The following is a 24,412-nucleotide window of genomic DNA, read 5'->3' on the forward strand; positions in this document are numbered from 1 at the left end:
CGTGTGGTCCGGCTCACACACACGATTCTGGCCCGGCCCTCCGACTTCAGCCACCGCCCGTCACGTTCTGTGGATAACACTCGGCGAACTTCGGCACCACAATGCCGCATATCGGTCATATTTACGCCTAGTCTGACATTGCACTCGCCCCGTTCTGTCCACGGGGCTTGCGCGTCGCGTTCCCTCCGGCTACTGGGAAGGACGGCCCACCTTCATGCCCGCTGATCTCGCCGTCATCGGCCTCGGCCACCACGGACTCCCTCTCGCCCAGGCCGCCACCGCCGCCGGCATCGACACCATCGGCTTCGACACCGACCCCCGCCCGGTCGCCGAACTCGCCGCGGGCCGCCCTCCGGTCGACGGCTCGCTCAGCGCCTCGGAGATCCGCCGGATGCTCTCGGGGGGCTTCCGGCCGACCACCAACCCGGCCGAACTCGGCCGCGTCCGCACCGCCGTCATCTGCGCCCCCACGTCGCTCGGCGCCGACCGCTCCCTCGACCTGACCGCCGTCACCGACGCCGCCCGCGCGCTCGCCGCCCGGCTGCGCCCGCACACCACGGTCCTGCTGGAGTCCCCCGTCCCGCCCGGAACCACCGAGGGCCTGCTGCGCGATCTGCTCGAAGCGGGCTCGGGCCTGCGCGCCGGACGCGACTTCCACCTCGCGTACTCCCCCGACCGCCTCGACCCCGGCAGCCGCACCCGCGGCTTCACCGGCACCCCCAAGGTCATCGGCGGCCTCACCCCGGCCTGCACCGAATCCGCCGCCGCGTTCTACGGACGCCTCACCGACAAGGTCGTCCGCGCCCGCGGCCCGCGCGAGGCGGAGACGGTCAAGCTCCTGGAGACGAACTTCCGGCACGTCAACATCGCGCTGGTGAACGAGATGGCGGTGCTCTGCCACGAACTCGGCGTCGACCTGTGGGACGTCATCCGCTGCGCCGAGACCAAGCCGTTCGGCTTCCAGGCCTTCCGCCCCGGCCCCGGCGTCGGCGGCCACGGCGTCCCCGTCGACACCCTCGGCACCCACCGCCCGCTGCGCATGGTCGAGCTGGCGACCCAGGTCAACGAGCGCATGCCGCAGTACGTGATCCAGCGCTGCGCCACCCTCCTCAACGAGCACGGCAAGTCCGCCCGCGGCGCGCGGGTCCTTCTGCTCGGCATCACGTACAAACCCGATCTCGCCGACCGGCAGGGCTCCCCCGCCACCGAGATCGCCTGCCGCCTGATGGACCTGGGCGCCGCGGTCAGCTACCACGACCCGCACGTCCTGGACTGGCGGGTGCGCGAGCGGCCCGTCCCGCGCGCCGACTCCCTCTACGAGGCCGCGGCCGAAGCCGACCTGACGGTGCTGCTCCAGCACCACCGCACGTACGACCTCCAGGGCCTGGCGGTCAAGGCCCAGCTCCTCCTCGACACCCGCGGTGCCACCCCCGCGGGCGCGGCGCACCGGCTCTGACAACGGGCGTAATCCCAGGGGCGGTTACCGACGGAACCAGGGGCGTCGCCGACCGGAATCCCATGGGCGGTCGACGGACCCGGCTGCTAATGTCCGGGCCCGTCTCGCCCGCACATCCGTGCGCAACCGCTCCAGGGGGATCCGCAGCATGTCTCTGCACGTCCCGCCGCCCGGCAGCCCGTTCCCCGGCGGCTACCCCGGCCCGCCCGAGCCGGAACGGGACAGTGCCGGGCTCGGCATCCTGACGGCGCTGGTCGTCGCCCTCATCGGCGGGACCGTCTACGGCCTGGTCGCGGGCGAGATCCGGTACGAGATCGGCTGGGCCGCCATCGGCGTCGGCTTCCTCACCGGCTACTCGGCGAGCAAGGCCACCGGGGGCCCGAACCCGTTCCTGACGGCGGTCGCCGCGGTGTTCTCGATCGGGGGCGTGTACCTCGGGGAACTCATCGTCGCCGCCGTCATCAACAGCGAGGAACTGAACATCCCCGTCACCGAGTTGTTCCTCTCTCACTCCGAGCCGGTGACCGAGACCTGGGAGCAGATCTTCAAGGACACCTGGACGCTGCTGTTCTTCGCGCTCGCCGCCGTCGGCGCGGTCGCGGGCGCCAGGAAGGCCTCCGCGGATTAGCACAGGACGAGTGTCGGAACGGAGTGCTAGTCTCCGGGCCTTCTCGATCGCACGTTCGTGCGTTCGCGCTCAACCGTCCCAGGGGGGATCCGCAGCATGTCTCAGCCCGTTCCGCCGCCCGGCAACCCGTTCGCCGACGGCGCCTACCCCGCCGCTCCCCAGCCCGCACCCGTGCGGGACAACGTGGCGCTCGGCGTCCTGGCGGCGCTGGTCGCCGCGCTCGTCGGCGGCATCGTCTACGGCGTGGTCGCCGGGTCGATCGAGCGGGAGATAGGCTGGGCCGCCATCGGCGTCGGCTTCCTCGCGGGCTTCGCGGCGAGCAAGGTCGGCGGCCCGAACCGGATCCTGGCGGTCGCGGCCGCCGTGTTCTCGCTCGGCGCCGTCTACCTCGGCCAGCTCGTCGGCATCGCGGTCATCGGCAGCGAGGAGCTGAACGTCCCGTTCGCCGAGATGTTCTTCCAGCACTTCGACCTGCTGACCCAGGCCTGGAACGAGTCCAAGGACCCGATGACGTTCCTGTTCTTCGTGCTGGCCGGCGTCGGCGCGTTCGGTGGCGCCCGCAAGGCCGCCCAGTAGCCGACGGCACAGACGCCCGAAGGGCCCCGCACCGTGACGGTGCGGGGCCCTTCGCGTGCTCGGGACGGCGGTCAGCGGCGGTGCTGCGAGTCCGCCACGGTGACCTCGACGCGCTGGAACTCCTTGAGCTCGCTGTAGCCCGTCGTCGCCATGGCCCGGCGCAGCGCGCCGAAGAAGTTCATCGACCCGTCCGGGGTGTGCGACGGACCGGCCAGGATCTCCTCGGTCGTGCCGACGATGCCCAGGTCGACCAGCTTGCCGCGCGGCACGTCCTCGTGGACGGCCTCCATGCCCCAGTGGTGCCCCTTGCCGGGGGCGTCCGTGGCGCGCGCCAGCGGGGAGCCGATCATGACGGCGTCCGCGCCGCAGGCGATCGCCTTCGGCAGGTCGCCCGACCAGCCCACGCCGCCGTCGGCGATGACGTGCACGTACCGGCCACCGGACTCGTCCATGTAGTCGCGGCGAGCCGCGGCCACGTCGGCGACCGCGGTCGCCATCGGGACCTGGATGCCCAGCACGTTGCGGGTGGTGTGCGCGGCGCCGCCGCCGAAGCCGACCAGGACGCCCGCCGCGCCGGTGCGCATCAGGTGCAGGGCGGCGGTGTACGTGGCGCAGCCGCCGACGATGACCGGGACGTCCAGCTCGTAGATGAACTGCTTCAGGTTCAGCGGCTCGGCCGCGCCGGAGACGTGCTCGGCGGAGACGGTCGTGCCGCGGATGACGAAGATGTCCACGCCGGCGTCGACGACGGCCTTGGAGAACTGCGCGGTGCGCTGCGGGGAGAGCGCGGCGGCGGTGACCACGCCCGAGTCGCGCACCTCCTTGATGCGCTGCCCGATCAGCTCCTCCTTGATCGGCGCGGCGTAGATCTCCTGGAGGCGGCGGGTCGCGGTGGCCTCGTCCAGCTCCGCGATCTCGTCGAGCAGCGGCTGCGGGTCCTCGTACCGGGTCCACAGGCCTTCGAGGTTCAGGACGCCGAGGCCGCCCATCTCGCCGATGCGGATGGCGGTCTGCGGCGACACGACCGAGTCCATCGGGGCGGCCAGGAAGGGCAGCTCGAAGCGGTAGGCGTCGATCTGCCAGGCGATCGAGACCTCCTTCGGATCCCGGGTGCGCCGGCTCGGTACGACGGCGATGTCGTCGAACGCGTACGCCCTGCGGCCGCGCTTGCCGCGCCCGATCTCGATCTCAGTCACGATGTGTGGCCTTTCCCTCTACGTATGCGCCTACCAGTATCCCCGACACACGCGGGAGGGGCGGCTCCGGCCACATGCCGGAACCGCCCCTTCCCGTCGCGCGGTGTTACTTCCTGCTGTAGTTCGGCGCCTCGACCGTCATCTGGATGTCGTGCGGGTGGCTCTCCTTGAGGCCCGCGGACGTGATCCGGACGAAGCGGCCCTTCGACTCCATCTCCTCGATGGTGGCCGCACCCACATAGCCCATCGTCTGGCGCAGACCGCCGACGAGCTGGTGCAGGACGTTGGCCAGCGGGCCGCGGTACGGCACCTGACCCTCGATGCCCTCGGGCACGAGCTTGTCGTCGGAGGCGACCTCCGCCTGGAAGTAGCGGTCCTTCGAGTACGACCGGCCCTGGCCCCGGGACTGCATGGCGCCGAGCGAGCCCATGCCGCGGTACGACTTGAACTGCTTGCCGTTGATGAAGAGCAGCTCGCCGGGCGACTCCTCGCAGCCCGCGAGAAGGCTGCCGAGCATCACGGTGTCGGCGCCGGCGGCCAGCGCCTTGCCGATGTCGCCGGAGTACTGCAGACCGCCGTCGCCGATCAGCGGGACGCCCGCGGCGCGCGCCGCGAGGGAGGCCTCGTAGATGGCGCTGACCTGCGGAACGCCGATGCCGGCGACCACGCGGGTGGTGCAGATCGAACCCGGGCCCACGCCCACCTTGATGCCGTCGACACCGGCGTCGATCATCGCCTGCGCGCCGTCACGCGTGGCGACGTTGCCGCCGATCACGTCCACGTTCACGGCCGACTTGATCTTCGCCATCCAGGCCAGCGCGTTGCTGTTGTGCCCGTGGGAGGTGTCCACGACCAGGAAGTCCGCCCCGGCCGCGGCGAGCGCCTGGGCGCGCTCCAGGGACTCCGGGCTGGCGCCCACTGCGGCACCGACGAGCAGACGGCCCTCGGAGTCCTTGGCGGCGTTCGGGTACTTCTCCGCCTTGACGAAGTCCTTGACCGTGATCAGGCCCTTGAGCACGCCCTTGTCGTCGACCAGCGGCAGCTTCTCGATCTTGTGCCGGCGCAGCAGCTCCATGGCGTCCACGCCGGAGATGCCCACGTGGCCGGTGACCAGCGGCATCGGGGTCATGACCTCGCGCACCTGGCGGCTGCGGTCCGACTCGAAGGCCATGTCGCGGTTGGTGACGATGCCGAGCAGCTTGCCGGCCGGGTCGGTGACCGGGACACCGCTGATGCGGAACTTGGCGCACAGCGCGTCGGCCTCGGCCAGCGTCGCGTCCGGGTGCACGGTGATCGGGTCGGTCACCATGCCGGACTCGGAGCGCTTCACGAGGTCGACCTGGTTGACCTGGTCCTCGACGGACAGGTTCCGGTGCAGCACGCCGACGCCGCCCAGGCGGGCCATGGCGATCGCCATGCGGGACTCGGTCACCTTGTCCATCGCCGCCGAGAGCAGCGGGATGTTGACCCGGACGTTACGGGAGATGCGGGACGAGGTGTCGACCGCGTTGGGGAGCACTTCGGATGCGCCCGGCAGCAGCAGCACGTCGTCGTAGGTCAGCCCGAGTGTCGCGAATTTCTCGGGCACTCCGTCGACGTTGGCAGTCATGACACCTTCCCCAAATGGCCTTGATCGGTGCGGATGTCCATGCTAACGGGCCGGAGCGGTGTCTCATTCCACGATCAAGATCAGCGGGAATCTTTGGACTTTCGTACGTGTACGAAAGGGATGCCGAGCCTCGGCAACACTTACTGCTCGGCCAGCGCCCGCAGTCGGCTCAGGGCGCGGTGCTGCGCCACCCGTACGGCTCCGGGGGACATCCCGAGCATCTGCCCGGTCTCCTCGGCCGTGAGACCGACCGCGACCCGCAGCACCAGCAGCTCGCGCTGGTTCTCCGGGAGGTTGGCCAGCAGCTTCTTCGCCCACTCGGCGTCGTCGCTGAGCAGCGCCCGCTCCTCGGGGCCGAGCGAGTCGTCGGGCCGCTCGGGCATCTCGTCGGACGGCACGGCGGTGGACCCGGGGTGCCGCATGGCGGCGCGCTGGAGGTCGGCGACCTTGTGCCCGGCGATGGCGAAGACGAAGGCCTCGAAGGGCCGGCCGGTGTCCTTGTAACGCGGCAGCGCCATGAGGACGGCGACACAGACTTCCTGCGCGAGGTCCTCGACGAAGTGCCGGGCGTCGCCGGGCAGCCGGTTCAGCCGCGTGCGGCAGTAGCGCAGCGCCAGCGGGTGCACACGGGCGAGCAGGTCATGAGTGGCCTGCTCGTCGCCCTCGACGGCACGGTGGACGAGTGCTCCGATCTCCCCCGGCCCGGCGGGCGTGGGGGACCCCACGGTCTCGTCGTCGCGCATCGGTCCATCGTGCCCCGACGCGCGGCGGTTCGCGGCATCGCGTCCGTAGTTGTGCACCGAAGCGTTATGAGCAGGTGCGCCGGAACTCATCTCCTGCGCCCTCCCCTTCCGCTTGCGCTCGATCGACTCGTCCCCGAGGAACTCCACACCTCAAGGATGCGGCATCGCGCGGGGAAGTGACACAAGCCGTGCTCCCGGCGAGGAACCGGGCCCACCCCGTCCACCTGACAGCGGACGGGGATGCGACCGGCCACTCGCTAGCGGACCAGGCCCCAGCGGAAGCCGAGCGCGACCGCGTGCGCCCGGTCCGATGCGCCCAGCTTCTTGAACAGTCGCCTGGCGTGGGTCTTGACCGTGTCCTCGGAGAGGAACAGCTCACGGCCGATCTCCGCGTTGGACCGGCCGTGGCTCATGCCCTCGAGCACCTGGATCTCGCGCGCGGTGAGCGTGGGCGCGGCGCCCATCTCGGCCGAACGGAGCCGGCGCGGGGCGAGCCGCCAGGTCGGGTCGGCGAGTGCCTGGGTGACGGTGGCCCGCAGTTCGGCGCGCGAGGCGTCCTTGTGCAGGTACCCCCGGGCGCCGGCGGCGACGGCGAGGGCGACGCCGTCCAGGTCCTCGGCGACCGTGAGCATGATGATGCGGGCGCCGGGGTCCGCGGAGAGCAGCCGACGGACGGTTTCCACGCCGCCCAGACCGGGCATGCGCACGTCCATCAGAATCAGGTCCGAGCGGTCCGCGCCCCAGCGGCGGAGGACTTCCTCGCCGTTGGCCGCGGTGGTCACGCGCTCGACACCGGGCACGGTCGCGACCGCGCGGCGGAGCGCCTCTCGGGCAAGCGGGGAGTCGTCGCAGACGAGGACGGATGTCATGGCCGCCCTCCGGAGCTGATGCGCGTCACCTAGAGCCTCCAGGGCTGGTACGTATCGTCACCTGTGCGGTTGACGCTCTCGGACACCTGCCCGATCGCTTGTTCCTTCAACCGCTCCGCACTCTCAACGATGGTCACCCGAAAGAGTTACGGGTCGGACAGAGACGATCGGCACTCTACGTGAGCGAGCGTGTGCGGAGCAGAGCGGCGCACACCGTCCGTCCCCCGTTTGGAGCTATGCCCCATTCAGCGGCTTTTCTTCCCTTTTTGCAGTGTCTGTGGCTAGATTCGCAATGAGTCATATTTACATCTACTGCGACAGTAGTTGTACCGTCGGGGCGTGCCCGCGAGAGCGGACGCCCGACAGCAGCCGGCCCTCAGCGGCCCCCGTCCATCAGCCATCCACCCGCCCACCTATCCGTTTTCGACACGGTTACAAGGGGACAAGCGCAATGGCAGATTTCTCCCGGCTTCCCGGACCCAACGCCGATCTGTGGGACTGGCAACTCCTCGCGGCCTGCCGCGGGGTGGACAGCTCCCTCTTCTTCCACCCCGAGGGAGAGCGCGGCGCGGCACGGAGTGCGCGTGAGAACTCGGCGAAAGAGGTCTGCATGCGGTGCCCTGTCCGCGCTGAGTGCGCGGCGCACGCACTCGCCGTACGAGAGCCCTACGGCGTATGGGGCGGCCTCACCGAGGACGAACGCGAAGAACTCATGGGGCGGGCCCGCAACCGCCTCATCACCGCATCGGCGCCGGCCACGGCATCGAGCACGGCAGGCGCGGCGCGCACCTGAAGGAACGTTTCTTCAGATGGATCCAGACCGATCCGGACCGATCCCGAGCGGATCCCGAGCGGGTCCCGAGCCCGTGCCGAGCTGATTCCGGGCTGATTCCGGGCTGATCTCCGAGGTCGAACCCGAGCCGATCCGGAGCCGGCGCGGAGGCGGTCCGACGGCGCCCGGGGCCAGGGCCGCGACCCGCCCGACCGGCCCCGCCGAGCCGCACCGCACGCGGCCCGGGGGCGTGCGGCGCAGCCGGCCGCGCTCGGCCGTCCGAGGCAACGCCGGGGCGGGCGGGGCGCCATGGCCGTACGCCCATTCGGGTCGTACGACGACACGGCGCGCCCGCTCGTGTCGCGGCAGGCGGCCCCGTCGGAGCGCGACGGCGCGGGCCGAGGCCCGTGACGACGGCGCGGGCCGGCTCGTCAGCGCGCGGCGGCGCGGGTCAGCTCGTCCAGCGTCGCGGCGACCGCCGGCACCTGCGCCAGGTCCGGGAGCGTGAGGGCCACGATCTCGCGCTCCACGGCCGGCTCGACGGCCACCGTCCGGGCCCCCTTGGGCCGTACGGACTCGATGGCCAGCTCCGGCAGCACGGCGACGCCCAGGCCTGCGCCGACCAGGCCCACCACCGCCGGGTAGTCGTCGGTGGCGAAGTCGATGCGCGGGGTGAAACCAGCCTTCTCGCAGACGTCCACGAGCTGCCGGCGGCAGCGCGGGCAGCCCGCGATCCAGGACTCGTCGGCGAGTTCGGCGATCCCCACCGACTCCGCGGCGGCGAGCGGGTGGCCCTCCGGAACCAGGCCGACCAGGCGGTCGGCGAGCAGCGGTCGGACGACCAGGTCGTCCCACTCGGTCGCGTTCACGCCGTACCGGAACGCCAGCGCGACGTCGCAGTCGCCCTCGCGAAGCATCTCCACCGAGCGCGGCGGCTCGGCCTCGACCAGAGAGACCCGGGTGCCCGGGTGGGCGGCGCGCAGCGCGGCGAGCGCGGTCGGCACGAGCGTGGAGCTGCCGCTGGGGAACGAGACGAGACGGACCCGGCCGGCCCGCAGCCCGGCGATCGCGGCGACCTCCTCCTCGGCGGCGGTGAGCCCGGCGAGGATGCCGGAGGCGTGCCGGACGAGGGCCTCGCCGGCCTGGGTCAGCCGCATCTCGCGGCCGGTGCGGACCAGCAGCGGGGTGCCGGCCGAGGTCTCCAGGGCCTTCATCTGCTGGCTCACCGCGGGCTGGGTGCAGCCCAGTTCACGGGCGGCGGCGGAGAAGGATCCCGTGGCGGCGACGGCGCGCAGGACACGGAGGTGACGAGCCTCGATCATTCTTCGAGCATAAGCGAGTCTTGGGATCGGGAGCGAATATCGCCGTGATGCTTTGAGGGGTCTGGCCTAGGGTGCCGATATGAAGCTTCTGAGCGTGAACGCCGGCCGGGCCCGCACCGTCGAGTACACCGACTCCGCCTCGGGCATGACCGGCATCGACAAGCGTCCGGTCGAGGGACCCGTACGGGTCGAGTCGCCGGGGGCGCGCGGTGTCTCGGGCAGCGGGGTGGCCGGCGACGCGGTGTGCGACCTGCGCTTCCACGGCGGCGAGGACCGCGCCGCGTACGCCTTCGCCCGCGAGGACCTCGACCGGTGGGAGCGGGAGCTGGGCCGGCCGCTGGCCAACGGCTCCTTCGGCGAGAACCTCACCACCCTCGGTCTGGACGTGAACGGCGCGCTGATCGGCGAGCGCTGGCGGATCGGCGCCGACCTGGTCGTCGAGGTCACCGGCGGCCGCATCCCGTGCCGCACCTTCGCGGGCTTCGTCGAGGAGGACGGCTGGGTGCGCCGCTTCACGCAGTCGCAGGCCGGTCCGGGCGCGCTGCTGCGGGTGATCGAGCCGGGCGAGATCCGGGCCGGCGACGCGGTGGCCGTCGTGCACCGCCCCGACCACGACATCACGGTCGCGGTGCTGCACCGGGCCGTCACCGTCGAGCGGACGCTGCTGCCGGGCACGCTGGTCGCGGCGGAGTGGATGGAGGCGGGACTCCTGGAGACCGCGCAGTCGTACACCGCCAAGTACGGCGGCGCGTAGGGGTCCTCGCGGGGGCACTAACGTGCCGCGTATGACGACTGCATTGATTACGGGTGCGACGGCGGGCATCGGCGCCGCGTTCGCGCGCCGGCTGGCCGCCGACGGTCACGACGTGGTGCTGGTGGCGCGCGATCTGAAGCGGCTGCGGGAGCAGGCGACCGAACTGCACGACAAGCACGGCGTCGAGGCGGAGGTGCTCGCCGCGGACCTGTCGGACGAGGACGGCATCGCGGCCGTGGAGGCGCGGCTGTCGGACCCGAAGAACCCGGTCGACGTGCTGGTGAACAACGCCGGGTTCGGGAACAAGGGGCGCTTCCTCGAAGTCTCCATGGCCGACGAGCTGAAGATGCTCACGGTGCACTGCGAGGCGGTGCTGCGGCTGACCTCGGCGGCCGTCGCGGGGATGCGGACGCGCGGTCGCGGGGGCGTGGTGAACGTGGCGTCGGTGGCCGCGTTCGTGCCGCGCGGCACGTACGGCGCTTCGAAGGCGTGGGTCGTGCAGTTCACCCAGGGCGCGGCGCGGGACCTGGCCGGGAGCGGGGTGCGGCTGATGGCGCTCTGCCCGGGGTTCGTACGGACCGAGTTCCACGAGCGGGCCGGGATGGGGACGGACAACATCCCGGGCTGGATGTGGCTGGACGCGGACAAGCTGGTGGCGTCGGCGCTGGCCGACCTGAACCGCGGGAAGTCGCTGTCCATCCCGGACCCGCGGTACAAGGCGCTGATGGGGATCGTGAAGCTGGCGCCGCGCGGCCTGCTCGGCGGGGTGTCCGCCAAGGCAGGCCGCTCGTACGGGCCGAACTGACTCGTACGGCGGCGGGGGCGGGGGCGAGGGAGGGCAGCGGGATCGCGAGGGCGGTCGCGGTGGCGAGCGCGACGGGGTGCGTACCGCGGACACTCACAGGTCCTCCGGGGCGAGGGCGAGCTGGGCCGTGGTGCCGTTGTCCCAGGTCACGTGAATGGTGCGGCCGGTGACCTGGACGGTCGCGAGGGTGGTGACGGGGTCCGGGGCGGGTTCGGCGGTCAGGGAGGCGAGGGCGACGAAGAGCGTCTCGGGGCCGGTGGTGGTGCCGTGCAGGGCGGCGGTGCGGGAGTGCGGGCCCTGGAGGGTGGCGCCGGTGGGGAGTTCGACCGTCTCGGTGTCCGGCGGGTAGCCGTGGACGGCGTGCAGTTGGGCGGTGGGGCCGCCGGGGGTGGTGGCCCAGCCGGTCTGGCGGACGGCGGTGCCTTCGGGGGCTCCGGTGACGAGATGGGCGCGGACCTCGGCGCGGCCGTGGGCGAGGGTCGCGGAAAGGACCTGGACGCCGGGGAGCGGGGTGTGGCGGGAGGCGGCCCAGCCGGGGCCGGTGCCGGCCGGGGCGGCGGGGCCGCGGCGGGTGAGGCGGCCGTCGAGGAGCAGCGCGAAGTGGTTGTCGGCGGGTTCGGGCGGGGATGTGGGGCCGGTGCGGGTGGAGTAGGCGTGGCGGGCGTAGCCGGGGTCGTCCTCGCCGGCCCGGTGGCTGCCGACGTGGTTGCTGCCGTGGTTGTGGAGGCGGACGAGTCCGTCGGCGGCGGTGGACTGGACGAGCAGTCCGGGCGGGGCGAGGGGGGTGACGGCGTCGATGGTCTCGGCGGGCAGCGGTTCCTCGGGATCGGTCCAGGCCGGGTGGGAGGCCGGGAGCAGCAGGCCGAGGAAGCCCTTCGAGGCCCAGTACGGGGAGCCGGGGCCGGAGTAGCTCTGCAGGACCGGCTCGTACGGGCCGTGCCAGCCGAGGGTGAGCAGGCCGCGCTCGTCGGTGGCGCCGCGGTCGAGGAAGTACCGGAGGCTGCCGGAGGCGAGGCGGCGGGTGGCGCCGGGGGTGAGCGGGGTGTGGCCGGTGAGGGTGCCCAGCCAGGGGGCGGCGGCCGCGGCGAAGCGGTAGGTGAGGGAGCGGCCGTACGGAAGGGGGGCGCCGTTGGCGTCGAAGAGGCGGGTGCAGGCGTCGAGTTGGGCGTTCAGGCGGGGGCCGTAGCGGTCGAGGAGGGCCTTGTCGCCGGCGAGGTGGGCGTGGAGGACGGGGTAGAAGTGCAGGGCCCAGGCGTTGTAGTGGTCGAAGGCCCGGTTGTCGCCGTCGGAGTACCAGCCGTCGCCGAGGTACCACTGCTCGATCCGGTCCAGGGAGCGCTCGATCGTGGCGGCGGCACGGTCGGTCTCGATGCCGGCGTCCTGGAGGAAGCCGGCGACGGTGAGGCCGAAGAGCCACCAGTTGTTGTCGACGGGGGACGGGTCGAGGGCGGGGAGCAGCCAGTCGACGGCGCGCTGCCGGGTGCGGTCGTCGAGGGCGTCCCAGAGCCAGGGGCGGGTGAGGCGCAGTCCGAGGGCGACGGACGCGGACTCGACGATCGCCTGGCGGACGTCGGTGGGCTGCGGCCAGGCGTCGGGGTCGGTGTCGGGGTGCGTGCCGGGCGCTTCGGTGCCGGCGGCGAGGCCGGCGGCGTAGCGGGCGAGGTGGCCTTGCGGGTCGTCGCCGTGGGCGCCGGCGACGCGGAGCGCGGCGAGCAGGAACGTGCGGGCGTATCCCTCCAGGCCGTCGGAGCGTGCGCCGGACCAGCTGGGGCGGGGTCCGGGCAGGTCGATCAGGCCGTGCCGGGGTGAGGCGTAGGGGCGTACGGCCAGCAGGAGTTCGTCGGCCGCGTTCTCCCAGTGCGCTCGGGTCCATCCGGTGTACGGGCTGAGCTCACGGTTCTCGGGCGGCGTGGGCATGATGCTCCCTGAGGCGGACGTCGGCGTCGCCCGGAATCCTGAACACGCTCCGATCGAACGTCAAGGCAATCGGAGCGAATGATCGAAACTCCCGCCGTTCGATCATTCTGATCTAAGGTCTCTCCAGGGACCACCACCACCGCGAGGGGGAACTGCACCGTGCGCGAGAGTGCTGCCGAACGACACGACCGACTGCTGGCCCTGGTGCGCGAGCGCGGCACGGCCCGCGTCTCCGACCTGGCCGGCCTGCTCGGGGTCTCCCCCGTCACCGCCCGCCGGGACGTCGAGACACTGGCCGGGAAGGGCCTGCTCGACCGGGTGCACGGCCAGGTCTCCTGGCCCCGCGGGCAGGGTGCGCCGGGCGCTCCGGGGGCCGCCGAGGGGCTGGTGCTCGGCCTGCTCGCGCCCTCGGCCACGTACTACTTCGCCGAGGTCATCCGGGGTGCGCACGAGGCCGCGGCACGGTTCGGGGCCCGGCTGATCCTGCGGATCTCGGACTACCGGCCGGACGAGGACCGGGCCCGCACGGAGGGCCTGCTGGCCGCGGGCGCGCAGGGCGTGCTCGTCGCGCCGGGCTGGCGCGGCCCGCAGGACCGGCTCGCGTACGGGGACTGGCTCGCCGAACTGCCCGTACCCGCCGTGCTCCTGGAGCGCCGGGCCGACCCGGGCACCCCGCTCGACGGCTTGGACCGGGTGGTCTCCGACCACGGTCACGGGGTCCTGCTCGCCCTGCGGCACCTGCTGGGCCTGGGCCGCACCACCCCGGTCCTGGTGGCCCGCGCGGACAGCCCGACCGCGCTGGCGGTGCGCGCCGGATACGACGACGCGCTGCGCGTGCTGGGCCTGGAGGCGCCCCGTCCGGTGATCGACTCGGTGCCGGCGGAGGCGGACCCGGAGGGCTTCGAGCGGGCGGTGCGGGCGCTGCGCGAGGCGGTCGGAGCGGGGGCCACCGCCGCCCTGGTGCACAACGACGTGGACGCGATCCAGATCGTCCAGCGGCTCGCCGAGTCGGGCGTACGGGTCCCGGAGGACCTGGCCCTCATCGCGTACGACGACGAGGTCGCCGCGCTCGCCGACATTCCGCTGACCGCGGTCGCCCCGCCCAAGCGCCAGGTGGGCCGGCACGCCGCGGAACTGCTGGTGGAGCGGCTGACGGAGGGCTCGGCCGGCCCCGACGAGGAGGCGGCCGCGCGGCGGCATCTGAGCGTGCTGCCGCGGCTGCGGGTGCGGGCCTCGTGCGGGGCGCAGGGCGGATGAGCCATCCCTGATCGATCTGATCTATTTTTCGATCAATCAATCTTTCGCTCTTGACTTCGGTCATGAACGGTCACAGGATCACGCCACACACCCCGTGCCGCCGTCCCAGGAGCCGTGCCGTGAGCCCTAGTTGGAGCAGAACGTCCCGTGTCATAGCCTGCGCCGCCACCGCCCTCGCCGTCCTCACGGCCTGCGGCGGAAGCGGCGACGACACCGCGTCGAACGAACCCGTGACCATCACCTTCTGGGGCTGGGCCAAGGGCTCCAAGGACGTGGTCGACGCGTTCAACGCCTCGCACAAGAACATCCAGGTGGACTTCGAGGAGATCCCCTCCGGCAACGCCGGCGGCTACGCCAAGATCTCCAACGCCGTGAAGGCCGGGAACGCCCCCGACCTGGTCTCCATCGAGTACCCCTCGCTCCCCGAGTTCGTCAGCTCGGGCGCCCTCCAGGACATCGGCGACCAGTTCACCGACGAGGACCGCAAGAAGCTGCTGCCGCAGGCCGTCGACCTCACCACCCTCGGGGGCAAGACCTGGGCCGTCCCCTTCGACGCCGCCCCGCAGGCCTTCTACTACCGCAAGGACCTGTTCACGAAGCACGGCATCGAGGTGCCCACCACCTGGGACGCCTTCAAGTCCGCGGCGGAGAAGGTGAAGAAGGCGGACTCCAAGGCCCGCATCGCCACCTTCTTCCCGGACGACCCGACCACCTTCGAGGCCATGGCCTGGCAGGCCGGCGCCCAGTGGTTCAAGGCCGAGAACGACACCTGGAAGGTGAACACCACCGACCCGGCCACCACCAAGGTCGCCACCTACTGGCAGGGCCTGCTCGACGCCGATCTCGTCCACAAGAACGCCTCGTTCAGCCCCGAGTGGACCGGCTCGCTGAAGAACGGCACGACCGTCGGCTACCTCGGCGCGTCCTGGGGCGCGGGCGTCCTCAAGGGCACCCTGCCCGAGCAGAGCGGCAAGTGGGCCGTCGCCCCGGTGCCGACCTGGGACGGCAAGCCCGCCAGCGGCATGCTCGGCGGCTCCACCTTCGCGGTGACCAAGGACAGCAAGAAGAAGGACGCCGCCGTCGAGTTCGCCGAGTGGATGGCCACCACCGAGGAGGGCGTGAAGGCCCGCATCGCCTCCGGCACGTCGAGTGCCTTCCCCGCCGCCACCGCACTGCGCCCGGTCGCCAAGTCGGTCTTCGACGCGGGCTTCTACGGCGGCCAGGACATCTACGCCCTCTTCGAGCAGTCCGGCACCTCCATCGGCCAGGAGTGGGCCTGGGGTCCGACGACCGGCACCACCAACACCACCATCAAGGACGCCTTCGGCAAGGTCGCCAAGGGCGGTCCGACCCTCGCCGACGGGATCAAGGCCGGTCACGACGCCACGGTCGCCGAGCTGAAGAAGCGCGGCCTGAAGGTCGAGGGCTGATCCGGTGAAGGCCCGCACCCGCGCCGCGATATGCCTGCTGACCCCGTTCTTCGTCCTGTTCACCGCGGTGACGGCCATCCCGATCGGATACGCGGTCTGGCTCAGCCTGTTCACCGAGAAGCAGTCCGGACTGGGCTTCGGCGGCAGCGAGTCCGTGTTCAACGGGCTCGGGAACTACACCGCGGCGCTGGGTGACCGGGCCTTCCGCGAGGGCTTCGGCGTGCTGCTCGGATACTGCCTGCTCTACATCCCGCTGCTGCTCGCCGGGGCCCTCGGCCTCGCCCTGCTCCTCGACTCGACGCTCGCCCGCGCCCGCCGCTTCTTCCAGCTCGCGCTCTTCCTGCCGCACGCCGTCCCCGGCATCATCGCCGCGCTGATCTGGGTGTACCTGTACACCCCGCAACTCAGCCCGGTCGTCGAGGCGATGGAGGCCGGCGGGATCGGCTTCGACTTCTTCTCGCCGGAGGGCTCCCTCCCGTCCGTGGTCAACATCGCGCTGTGGGAGTGGCTCGGCTACAACATGGTCATCTTCTACGCGGCCCTGCAGGCCATCGACCGCTCCGTCCTGGAGGCGGCCACGGTCGACGGGGCCGGGGCCTGGCGGATCGCCTTCGGCATCAAGCTCCCCCTGATCCGCGCCTCGCTCGTGATGGTCGGACTGTTCACCGTCATCGGCTCGCTGCAGCTGTTCACCGAGCCGCTGATCCTCAACAAGGGCACCGGATCCGCCGTCACCTCCACCTGGACGCCGAACATGTACGCGTACACCGCGGCCTTCGACCGCAACGACTACGGGCTGGCCGCCGCCGCGTCCGTCCTGCTCGCCCTCACCGCCGCGCTGCTCTCCTTCGGCGTCACCCGCCTGACCGGCCGCAGGAAGGAGCGCACGGCATGAGCCGCCGCAACCGCACCCCGAACGTCTGGCTGTCGAGGACCGCCGTCAACGGCGCGCTGCTGCTGGCCGTCGGCTACATGCTCTTCCCCCTCGCCTGGCTGGTCACCGCCGCCACCAAGGACGCGGGCGGGCTGCTCGCCGGCGACGCCTTCTCCTTCGAGGGCTTCGACCTCGCCGGCAATCTGTCCCGCCTCGCCGAACAGGGCGACGGCGTCTACTTCCGCTGGTACCTCAACAGCCTGCTGTACGCGGGCGTGGGCGCCGCCGGCTGCGCGCTGATCAGCGTCGCCGCCGGATACGCCTTCCACAGCTACGACTTCCGGGCGAAGGAGAAGCTCTTCGGCGTCGTGCTGCTCGGCGTGCTCGTGCCCAGCACCGCACTCGCCCTGCCCATGTACCTGTTGGCCAGCGAGATCGGCGCGGTCAACACCGCCTGGGCCGTCCTGATCCCCGTGCTCGTCAACCCGTTCGGCGTGTACCTCGCCCGGGTCTTCTGCGCCGGCTACATCCCCGACGAGGCCCTGGAGGCCGCGCGTATCGACGGGGCCGGCGAACTGCGCACCTTCTGGTCCATCGGTCTGCGCATGGTCATGCCGGGGTTCGTGACGATCTTCCTCTTCCAGTTCACCGCCATCTGGAACAACTTCTTCCTCCCGCTGGTGATGCTCTCGGACCAGAACCTCTTCCCGCTGAGCCTCGGCCTGTACGCGTGGAACAGCAACGCCCACGCCGAACCCGGGTACTACCCCCTCGTCGTCACCGGATCCCTGCTCGCCGTCGTCCCCCTCGTCGTCGCCTTCGTCTCCCTGCAGCGCCACTGGAAGGCCGGCCTCACCGCCGGCAGCGTCAAGTGAGGAGCCCGCGTTCCACGATGCACCACACGACTGACAACCGACCGGCCCTGCTGCTCGCCATGGGCCCCGGCGTCGCCGAACGCCTCCTCGGCCCCGCCCACCGGAACCGGCTCACCGCCCTCGCCCGCACCGACCCGCACCTCGTGGCCCACGACCTCGTCGCCCCGAGCCCCCGGGTGGCCGCCGCGCTCGCCGAGGCGGAGGTCCTGCTCACCTGCTGGGGGGCGACCCCGCTCACCGCCGAGGTCCTGGCCCGCGCCCCGCGCCTGCGGGCCGTCGTGCACGCGGCCGGCTCGGTCAAGCACCACGTCACCGACGCCTGCTGGGAGCGCGGGCTCGCCGTCACCTCGGCAGCCTCGGCCAACGCCCTGCCGGTCGCCGAGTACACGCTCGCCGCGATCCTGCTCGCCGGGAAGCGGGCCCTGCACGCGGCGCGCCGGTACGCGGAGGTCCGCGCCCCGCACGACTGGCTGGAGGAGTCCGCCCGCTGGGGCAACTACCGCCGGACGGTGGGCCTGGTCGGCGCTTCCCGGATCGGCCGCCGGGTGATCGAGCTGCTGCGCCCGTTCGACTTCGAGATCCTGCTGTACGACCCGTACGTCACCCCGGGCGAGGCGGCGGCCCTCGGCGTCGAGGCCACCGACCTCGACACCCTGTGCGCGCGCAGCTCGATCGTCTCCGTCCACGCGCCCCAACTCCCCTCCACGCACGCCATGATCGGTGCCCGTCAGCTCGCCCTGGTGCCGGACGGCGGCACGCTGATCAACACGGCGCGCGGCTCCCTCGTCGACGAGGACGCCCTCCTGCCGCACCTCGTCTCCGGCCGGCTGCACGCCGTGCTCGACGTCACCGACCCCGAGGTGCCTGCGCCGGACTCATCGCTGTACGAGCTGCCCAACGTGCTGCTCACCCCGCACATCGCCGGCTCGCTGGGCAACGAGCTGCACCGGATGGCGGACCACGCGCTGGACGAGCTGGCCCGGTACGGGCAGGGCGAGCCGTTCGCGGAGGCGGTACGGCCGGGCGATCTGACCAGGTCGGCGTAATGTCGGCCGACGCCTAAAATGGAGGGGTTCCCACCGGGTCGGGAGGCGTCATGACATTCGTGCAGATAATCGACTGCAAGACCAGCCGGGTCGACGACCTGAACCGGCTCATGGACGAGTGGGTCGAACAGACCGAGGGCAAGCGCACCGCCACCCACAGCATCGTCGGCAAGGACCGCTCGGACGCCTCGCACGTCGTGGAGATCGTCGAGTTCCCCTCGTACGACGTGGCGATGCGCAACTCGCAGCTGCCCGAGACCGATCGGATCTTCCGCGAGATGGTCGCGCTCTGTGACGAGATGCCGACCTTCACGGACCTGGACGTGGTCCGGGACGAGGCGCTGTACAAGACGAACGCCCGGCGGCTCTTCGAGATGATCGCGACCGAGGAGGACACCGCGCTGCTCGACCAGGTCCTGGCCGAGGGGTACCACGACCACGACCCGACCAACGAGCAGGACGTCATCGGCATGGACGCCGTCCGCCGCGAGGTGGAGATGTGGCGGGGCGGCTTCGACTTCGCGTTCACCATCGACGACCAGATCGCCGAGGGCGACCGGGTCTGCACCCGCTGGACCTGGAACGCCACGCACACCGGCGACTTCATGGGCCTCCAGCCCACCGGCATGCAGGTCACCATGACCGGCACGACCGTCCACCGCTGCCGGGAGGACGGCAAGCTGGTGGAGGGCTGGTGGCAGTACGACCTGCTCGGCCTGATGGGTCAGCTCGGCGCCGTGGAGGCGTAGCCGCCCTCGCGTGCTCCCGTGCGCGGCGAGGCCCCCGCGCCGTACGCGACGAGGCCCCCGCTCCCTTCCCGGGAACGGGGGCCTCCTCAGCTACCGGTTACGGAGCTCAGTGGGAGTGACCGTGGCCGTGGCCGTGGCCCGCGTCCGCCGGCTCCTCCTCCTTCTTCTCGACGACCAGGGTCTCGGTCGTGAGAAGGAGGGAGGCGATCGAGGCGGCGTTCTCCAGCGCGGAGCGCGTCACCTTCACCGGGTCGATGACGCCGGCCTTGACCAGGTCGCCGTACTCGCCGGTCGCGGCGTTGAAGCCCTGGCCCTTGTCCAGCTCCGCCACCTTGGAGGTGATGACGTAGCCCTCGAGGCCGGCGTTCTCGGCGATCCAGCGCAGCGGCTCGACGGCGGCGCGGCGGACGACCGCGACACCCGTGGCCTCGTCGCCGGTCTTGTCGAGGTTGCCCTCGAGGACCTTGACGGCGTGGACCAGAGCGGAGCCACCGCCGGAGACGATGCCCTCCTCGACCGCGGCGCGGGTCGCGGAGATGGCGTCCTCGAGACGGTGCTTCTTCTCCTTGAGCTCCACCTCGGTGGCGGCGCCGACCTTGATGACGCACACGCCGCCGGCGAGCTTCGCCAGGCGCTCCTGCAGCTTCTCGCGGTCCCAGTCGGAGTCGGTGGACTCGATCTCGGCCTTGATCTGGTTGACGCGGCCGACGACCTCGTCGGAGCTTCCGCCGCCGTCGACGATGACGGTGTCGTCCTTGGAGATCGTCACGCGGCGGGCGGTGCCCAGCACGTCCAGACCGGCCTGGTCGAGCTTGAGGCCGACCTCCTCGGCGATGACGGTGGCACCGGTGAGGGTGGCCATGTCGCCGAGCATCGCCTTGCGGCGGTCGCCGAAGCCGGGGGCCTTGACGGCCACCGCGTTGAAGGTGCCGCGGATCTTGTTGACGACCAGGGTCGACAGGGCCTCGCCCTCGACGTCCTCGGCGATGATCAGCAGCGGCTTGCTGGCGCCGGCCTGGATGATCTTCTCCAGGATCGGCAGCAGGTCCTGGATGGACGAGATCTTGCCCTGGTGGATCAGGATGTACGGGTCGTCGAGGACGGCCTCCATACGCTCCTGGTCGGTCACCATGTACGGGGACAGGTAGCCCTTGTCGAAGGCCATGCCCTCGGTGAAGTCGAGCTCCAGACCGAAGGTGTTGGACTCCTCGACGGTGATGACACCGTCCTTGCCGACCTTGTCCATCGCCTCGGCGATGAGCTCGCCGACCTGCTGGTCCTGCGCGGAGAGCGCGGCGACGGCGGCGATGTCGGACTTGTCCTCGATCGGGCGGGCGGTCGCGAGGAGCTCCTCGGACACGGCCTTGACCGCGGCGTCGATGCCCTTCTTGAGGGCGGCCGGGGAGGCGCCGGCGGCGACGTTGCGCAGACCCTCGCGGACCAGCGCCTGGGCCAGCACGGTGGCGGTGGTGGTGCCGTCACCCGCGATGTCGTTGGTCTTGGTCGCCACCTCCTTCACCAGCTGCGCGCCGAGGTTCTCGTACGGGTCCTCGATCTCGACCTCGCGGGCGATCGTGACACCGTCGTTGGTGATGGTGGGGGCGCCGAACTTCTTGTCGATGACGACGTTGCGACCCTTGGGGCCGATCGTCACCTTGACCGTGTCGGCAAGCTTGTTGACGCCGCGCTCAAGGGCGCGACGGGCGTCCTCGTCGAACTTCAGGATCTTCGCCATGGGAGCGATTCAGCCCTCTCGAATGTGGTGACTCGTGGTGAAAACGAACTGCGCCCCAGGACGCCCAATGCGGGGTCGAGGGGCGCAGCTCAAAGCATCTGGCTTCGGCGAATTACTTCTCGACGATCGCGAGCACGTCGCGAGCCGAGAGGACGAGGTACTCCTCGCCGTTGTACTTCACCTCGGTGCCGCCGTACTTGCTGTACAGCACGATGTCGCCGGTCTTGACGTCGAGCGGCAGGCGCTCGCCGTTCTCGAAGCGGCCCGGGCCGACGGCCAGGACGACGCCCTCCTGGGGCTTCTCCTTGGCGGTGTCCGGGATGACCAGGCCAGAGGCCGTGGTCTGCTCGGCGTCGAGCGGCTGGACCACAATGCGGTCCTCGAGCGGCTTGATGGCAACCTTGGAGCTGGTGGTCGTCACGATCCGACCTCCCCCTTCGGAGATCTCACGGGGTTAACTGTCTGAGGTGGCGACCAGGTGGATCCGTCGTCGCGGGTGCCGGACCTGCCCGTCGCTGTGTTGGCACTCTCCAGTGGGGAGTGCCAGAGCCGAGACTATGACCGCGATTAGCACTCGGTCAAGCGGAGTGCCAATTCACGACGGCGTGCCGCGACTGCGCGGCCCCGGCCGACAGGGGCGCCACCTTGCGGACGGCCTTCCGGCCGAGCCGCTCGATCGGGTCCACCGCGTCCCCGGAGGACGCGCATCCCGGCGCGGTGGAGAGCGCGCCGGCCGCCAGCAGTCCGGCGAGCAGCCGCCGTACCGCCGGACTCATACGTAGTCCTCCAGCTTCGCCACCGCGTAGCCCTTGTCCGTGATCGTCTTCATCACCCGACGGATCATGTCCGGCATCGTGCCCTTCCAGTCCTCCTTGCCGCGGAAATGCGTGAGCACGATGTCTCCGGGGTGCAGGTCGCGGTCCCACTCGCGCCACTCCATCCGGTCGGGGAACGCCTCGGCGGCCCACAGCGGCACGGCCTTGACGCCACAGGACTGGGCGGCGCGCAGGGTGTCCTCGTTGTAGTTGCCGTACGGCGGCCGGAAGAGCGGCGGGCGCTTGCCGTACCGCTTCTCGAGGTTGGCCTGCTGGTCGCAGATCTCGTGCTTCTGCTGGGCGTACGAAAGACCGGGCATGTAGCGGTGGTTCAGGGTGTGGTTGTGCAGCGAGACCCCGGAGTCCTGCATCTTCTTGAAGTAGCCGTAGTCCTCCTTGACGAGGTAGTCGCTCAGGAAGGCGCTGTACGGGATCTGCAGGTCGGACATCATCCGCAGCAGTTCGGGGTCCTTCTCCGCGCCGTCGTCGATCGTCAGGAAGACGATCTTCTCCTTGGTCGGCACGGTGGTGAAGACCGGCGGCAGGCCCTCGCCGTCCGTCTCGAAGCCCTTGCGGGTGTTGATCTTCGGCTTGACGGTCGGCGGCGGGGGCGCGGGCAACGGGGTCTTGGCGAGCCCCCACTTCTTCGCCGCGGCGACGCGGGCGGCCTGGCTCTTGCGGACCCTCTCCACGTACGCGGCGAGGGCGCCGGCCGTGCCCTTCTCACCGGCCCGCGCCCCGGCGGCCTTCGGCTGCCCCTGGGCGGGCTTGCCCGGTGCGGCGTTCGCGGGGGCCGGCTTCCCGTGGGCCTGCTTCCCGTGCGCCGGTTCGGCCGGGCGCTTCGCGGCGGCGCCGTCGGCGTCGGATGAGGAGGGCCCGGAGCAGGCCGAGGCGAGCGCCGCGGTGAGCACGGCGGCGAGCGCGATGCGCGCCCGCACCACGCCGGTCCGCCGCCCGGCCCCCGCCCTGGTCACGCGGGCCCTGCCGGCCTCACCGGCCCCTTCCGTCCCGCCCGCCGCCCCCACCCTTCCGGCACCCGTACCCTTCATCCCGATTTCTTCCTTTTGTCGTACTGGCTGCATGGGGCCGCATCCTGTCAGCGCCGAGCCCCTCCCCCGCGTCGACACCGCCGCCCGGCGTGCGCGGTCCCCCGGCTGGCCCACAATGGGGCAGGTGACCGATCTCGCCGCCTTCCGCTCCCTGCTCACCCCCGAGGGCCAGGACCTGCTCGCCGCCCTGCGCGACTACGACCCGGCCCAGGAGCTCGCGGTCGCCTCCCGGCTGCGCCGCGAGCACCCGGCGGAACTGGTCACCGCGGCACTGGGGCAGGCCCGGCTACGGCAGCGCGCGGCGGCCAAGTTCGGCCCGGAGGACGCGTACCGGATGTACTTCACGCCGCACGGCGTCGAGCAGTCGACGCGGGCGACGGTGGGCGCGTACCGGGCCGGCCGGATGCGCGCGCTCGGGGTGCGGAGCGTGGCGGACCTCTGCTCCGGGATCGGCGGCGACGCGATCGCGCTGGCCCGCGCCGGGATCGCGGTGCTCGCGGTGGACCGCGATCCGCTGACCGTCGAGGCGGCCCGGGCGAACGCCGACGCACTCGGTCTGGCGGACCTGATCGAGGTGCGCTGCGCGGACGTCACGGAGATCGACACGAGCCCGTACGACGCCGTCTTCGTCGACCCGGCGCGGCGCGGCGGGCGGGGCAGGATCTTCGACCCCGAGGCGTACTCGCCGCCGCTGTCCTGGGCGATCGAGGCGGCCCGCCGGGCTCCGCACGCGGCGCTGAAGATCGCCCCCGGGGTGCCGCACGAGGCGGTGCCGGGAGAGGCCGAGGCCGAGTGGATCTCGGACGGCGGCGACGTGAAGGAGGCCGTGCTCTGGTTCGGCACCGCACCGGGCGCGCGCCGCGCCACCCTGCTGCCGTCCGGCGCCTCGCTGACCGGCCGCGGGCTGCCGGACCCGGCGGTCCGCAAGGTGGGCCGCTATCTGTACGAGCCGGACGGCGCCGTCATCCGGGCCCATCTGGTCGCCGAGGTCGCCGCGGAGCTCGACGGCGGACTGGTCGACGAGACGATCGCGTACGTGACCGCCGACGAGCAGCGCCCCACCCCGTTCGCCACCGCGTACGAGATCACCGACGAACTGCCCTTCAACCTGAAGAGGTTGAAGGCGCTGCTGCGGGAGCGCGAGATCGGCACGCTGACCGTGAAGAAGCGCGGTTCGGCCGTGGAGCCGGAGGAGCTGCGCCGGAAGGTGAAGCTCAAGGGGAAGAACGCGACGACGGTGTTCCTCACCCGCGTCGCCGGGGCCCCGACGATGCTGCTCGGCCACCCGGCGAAGTAGTCCGGCTACTTCCCGAGGCGGATCGCCAGCCGGTAGTGGTGGTACGCCTTGGTCAGCCCGATCAGCCCGTGCACCCAGAGGATGAGCGCCGCCCCCAGGAAGTACGCGACGGTGCCGTATCCGCCGCGCGTCGGACCGACGAACATGTTCGGCACCGCGAAGGACACCCACAGGCCCAGCGCGCAGAGCGCGAAGGAGAGCAGCCCCCAGACGACGCTGCGCACCGGCTCGCGGACCTTCGCGTCGTGGGCCGGGTCGTGGTCCAGGCCGGTCCACTGCGCGAGGCGTTCGCGGCAGGCGATGTCGTTGCGGACGCCCCGCACCACCAGCCACACCGACGGGACCATGACCGCGCCGCCGATCGCGGCCATGAAGGCGGCGAAGATCGCGGTCAGCGGGTCGAACAGGCCGTCGTCGAAGATGCCGATGAGCGCCGCGCCCACGAAGCCCCAGCCGAGCTGCACGAGCGCCATCACGAGCAGGAAGAACGTCAGCCGCCCGGCACCGAGTTGGCGCTTCGTCAATTCACCCATGGCGTACGCCCGGTCGGCGAGCAGCGCCGACCGGTCGGGCCAGGCGCGGATCTCGGCGGGCGGCGGAGGCGGCGGCAGGGGGGTACGACGAGCCATGGCCACGAC

The 24,412-nt window shown here is 71.6% G+C and carries 24 protein-coding genes; 13 read left to right on the forward strand and 11 right to left on the reverse strand.

Annotation, left to right across the window (positions count from 1 at the left end):
• The first annotated feature begins 214 nt into the window (after nucleotides 1–214).
• From R2D22_RS14870 to R2D22_RS14880, 3 genes are all read left to right on the forward strand, one after another.
• Nucleotides 215–1,456 (forward strand): nucleotide sugar dehydrogenase, encoded by a 1,242-nt coding sequence (locus R2D22_RS14870; RefSeq protein WP_318103708.1) that lies wholly within the window; start codon nucleotides 215–217, stop codon nucleotides 1,454–1,456.
• A 148-nt stretch (nucleotides 1,457–1,604) separates the two neighbouring features.
• Nucleotides 1,605–2,084: a hypothetical protein gene (locus R2D22_RS14875; RefSeq protein WP_318103710.1), complete on the forward strand. Its 480-nt coding sequence runs from the start codon at nucleotides 1,605–1,607 to the stop codon at nucleotides 2,082–2,084.
• A gap of 96 nt (nucleotides 2,085–2,180) precedes the next feature.
• The gene (locus R2D22_RS14880) at nucleotides 2,181–2,660 is read left to right on the forward strand and encodes a hypothetical protein (protein WP_318103711.1); all 480 of its coding nucleotides are present in this window, start codon (nucleotides 2,181–2,183) and stop codon (nucleotides 2,658–2,660) included.
• A 71-nt stretch (nucleotides 2,661–2,731) separates the two neighbouring features.
• Here R2D22_RS14880 and R2D22_RS14885 read toward each other — a convergent pair whose 3' ends face one another.
• From R2D22_RS14885 to R2D22_RS14900, 4 genes are all read right to left on the reverse strand, one after another.
• On the reverse strand, nucleotides 2,732–3,856 hold the full coding sequence (locus R2D22_RS14885) for a GuaB3 family IMP dehydrogenase-related protein (protein ID WP_318103714.1): 1,125 nt from the start codon (nucleotides 3,854–3,856) through the stop codon (nucleotides 2,732–2,734).
• A gap of 106 nt (nucleotides 3,857–3,962) precedes the next feature.
• Complete coding sequence (guaB, locus tag R2D22_RS14890) at nucleotides 3,963–5,465, reverse strand: IMP dehydrogenase (RefSeq protein ID WP_318103716.1); 1,503 nt, start codon at nucleotides 5,463–5,465, stop codon at nucleotides 3,963–3,965.
• Nucleotides 5,466–5,605: 140 nt separating this feature from the next.
• Nucleotides 5,606–6,208, reverse strand: coding sequence for a sigma-70 family RNA polymerase sigma factor (locus R2D22_RS14895; protein WP_318103718.1), 603 nt, complete (start codon nucleotides 6,206–6,208; stop codon nucleotides 5,606–5,608).
• A 257-nt stretch (nucleotides 6,209–6,465) separates the two neighbouring features.
• Complete coding sequence (locus R2D22_RS14900) at nucleotides 6,466–7,077, reverse strand: response regulator transcription factor (protein WP_003948568.1); 612 nt, start codon at nucleotides 7,075–7,077, stop codon at nucleotides 6,466–6,468.
• A 451-nt stretch (nucleotides 7,078–7,528) separates the two neighbouring features.
• Between R2D22_RS14900 and R2D22_RS14905 the strand changes: the two genes are divergently transcribed.
• Nucleotides 7,529–7,870 (forward strand): WhiB family transcriptional regulator, encoded by a 342-nt coding sequence (locus tag R2D22_RS14905; RefSeq protein WP_318103720.1) that lies wholly within the window; start codon nucleotides 7,529–7,531, stop codon nucleotides 7,868–7,870.
• Nucleotides 7,871–8,280: 410 nt separating this feature from the next.
• Here the strand turns inward: R2D22_RS14905 and R2D22_RS14910 are convergent, their stop codons facing one another.
• Complete coding sequence (locus R2D22_RS14910) at nucleotides 8,281–9,171, reverse strand: LysR family transcriptional regulator (protein WP_318103723.1); 891 nt, start codon at nucleotides 9,169–9,171, stop codon at nucleotides 8,281–8,283.
• Nucleotides 9,172–9,250: 79 nt separating this feature from the next.
• Between R2D22_RS14910 and R2D22_RS14915 the strand changes: the two genes are divergently transcribed.
• Nucleotides 9,251–9,925: an MOSC domain-containing protein gene (locus R2D22_RS14915; protein WP_318103724.1), complete on the forward strand. Its 675-nt coding sequence runs from the start codon at nucleotides 9,251–9,253 to the stop codon at nucleotides 9,923–9,925.
• Between the two features lie 31 nt (nucleotides 9,926–9,956).
• Nucleotides 9,957–10,730 carry an SDR family NAD(P)-dependent oxidoreductase gene (locus tag R2D22_RS14920; protein WP_318103725.1) on the forward strand — a complete coding sequence of 258 codons (774 nt, stop codon included), beginning with the start codon at nucleotides 9,957–9,959 and terminating at the stop codon, nucleotides 10,728–10,730.
• 93 nt (nucleotides 10,731–10,823) lie between these two features.
• On the opposite strand, the gene R2D22_RS14925 is transcribed toward R2D22_RS14920, so the two are convergent.
• Nucleotides 10,824–12,647 carry a DUF2264 domain-containing protein gene (locus R2D22_RS14925; RefSeq protein ID WP_318103727.1) on the reverse strand — a complete coding sequence of 608 codons (1,824 nt, stop codon included), beginning with the start codon at nucleotides 12,645–12,647 and terminating at the stop codon, nucleotides 10,824–10,826.
• Nucleotides 12,648–12,806: 159 nt separating this feature from the next.
• Here R2D22_RS14925 and R2D22_RS14930 point away from each other — a divergent pair, with 159 nt between their 5' ends.
• The 6 genes from R2D22_RS14930 (at nucleotide 12,807) to R2D22_RS14955 (ending at nucleotide 18,878) form a co-directional block, all read left to right on the forward strand.
• A complete protein-coding gene (locus R2D22_RS14930) occupies nucleotides 12,807–13,904 on the forward strand; it encodes a substrate-binding domain-containing protein (RefSeq protein ID WP_318103729.1) in 1,098 nt (365 codons plus the stop codon).
• 119 nt (nucleotides 13,905–14,023) lie between these two features.
• The gene (locus tag R2D22_RS14935; protein ID WP_318103731.1) at nucleotides 14,024–15,334 is read left to right on the forward strand and encodes an ABC transporter substrate-binding protein; all 1,311 of its coding nucleotides are present in this window, start codon (nucleotides 14,024–14,026) and stop codon (nucleotides 15,332–15,334) included.
• Nucleotides 15,335–15,338: 4 nt separating this feature from the next.
• Nucleotides 15,339–16,229, forward strand: a complete 891-nt coding sequence (locus R2D22_RS14940; RefSeq protein ID WP_318103733.1) for a carbohydrate ABC transporter permease — start codon at nucleotides 15,339–15,341, stop codon at nucleotides 16,227–16,229.
• A complete protein-coding gene (locus tag R2D22_RS14945) occupies nucleotides 16,226–17,083 on the forward strand; it encodes a carbohydrate ABC transporter permease (RefSeq protein ID WP_318103736.1) in 858 nt (285 codons plus the stop codon). The genes R2D22_RS14940 and R2D22_RS14945 overlap by 4 nt, the downstream gene beginning before the upstream one ends.
• Before the next feature lie 17 nt (nucleotides 17,084–17,100).
• Nucleotides 17,101–18,129 (forward strand): hydroxyacid dehydrogenase, encoded by a 1,029-nt coding sequence (locus tag R2D22_RS14950; protein ID WP_318103738.1) that lies wholly within the window; start codon nucleotides 17,101–17,103, stop codon nucleotides 18,127–18,129.
• Nucleotides 18,130–18,179: 50 nt separating this feature from the next.
• The gene (locus R2D22_RS14955; protein WP_318103740.1) at nucleotides 18,180–18,878 is read left to right on the forward strand and encodes an ester cyclase; all 699 of its coding nucleotides are present in this window, start codon (nucleotides 18,180–18,182) and stop codon (nucleotides 18,876–18,878) included.
• Between the two features lie 106 nt (nucleotides 18,879–18,984).
• Here the strand turns inward: R2D22_RS14955 and groL are convergent, their stop codons facing one another.
• The 4 genes from groL to R2D22_RS14975 all read right to left on the reverse strand — a co-directional run bounded on the left by groL (nucleotide 18,985) and on the right by R2D22_RS14975 (nucleotide 22,477).
• Nucleotides 18,985–20,613: a chaperonin GroEL gene (groL, locus tag R2D22_RS14960; protein ID WP_318103743.1), complete on the reverse strand. Its 1,629-nt coding sequence runs from the start codon at nucleotides 20,611–20,613 to the stop codon at nucleotides 18,985–18,987.
• 112 nt (nucleotides 20,614–20,725) lie between these two features.
• Nucleotides 20,726–21,034 carry a co-chaperone GroES gene (groES, locus tag R2D22_RS14965; protein ID WP_017239619.1) on the reverse strand — a complete coding sequence of 103 codons (309 nt, stop codon included), beginning with the start codon at nucleotides 21,032–21,034 and terminating at the stop codon, nucleotides 20,726–20,728.
• 157 nt (nucleotides 21,035–21,191) lie between these two features.
• Nucleotides 21,192–21,389 carry a hypothetical protein gene (locus R2D22_RS14970; protein ID WP_318103748.1) on the reverse strand — a complete coding sequence of 66 codons (198 nt, stop codon included), beginning with the start codon at nucleotides 21,387–21,389 and terminating at the stop codon, nucleotides 21,192–21,194.
• On the reverse strand, nucleotides 21,386–22,477 hold the full coding sequence (locus R2D22_RS14975) for a polysaccharide deacetylase family protein (protein ID WP_318103750.1): 1,092 nt from the start codon (nucleotides 22,475–22,477) through the stop codon (nucleotides 21,386–21,388). Before R2D22_RS14975 ends, R2D22_RS14970 begins: the two co-directional genes overlap by 4 nt.
• Before the next feature lie 115 nt (nucleotides 22,478–22,592).
• On the opposite strand from R2D22_RS14975, the gene R2D22_RS14980 reads away from it, so the two are divergent.
• Nucleotides 22,593–23,774 (forward strand): THUMP-like domain-containing protein, encoded by a 1,182-nt coding sequence (locus R2D22_RS14980; protein ID WP_318109768.1) that lies wholly within the window; start codon nucleotides 22,593–22,595, stop codon nucleotides 23,772–23,774.
• 5 nt (nucleotides 23,775–23,779) lie between these two features.
• Here R2D22_RS14980 and R2D22_RS14985 read toward each other — a convergent pair whose 3' ends face one another.
• Nucleotides 23,780–24,403, reverse strand: a complete 624-nt coding sequence (locus R2D22_RS14985; RefSeq protein WP_318103752.1) for a hypothetical protein — start codon at nucleotides 24,401–24,403, stop codon at nucleotides 23,780–23,782.
• Between the last annotated feature and the right edge of the window lie 9 nt (nucleotides 24,404–24,412).

Source organism: Streptomyces sp. HUAS YS2 (genome assembly GCF_033343995.1).
Lineage (GTDB): Bacteria > Actinomycetota > Actinomycetes > Streptomycetales > Streptomycetaceae > Streptomyces > Streptomyces solicathayae.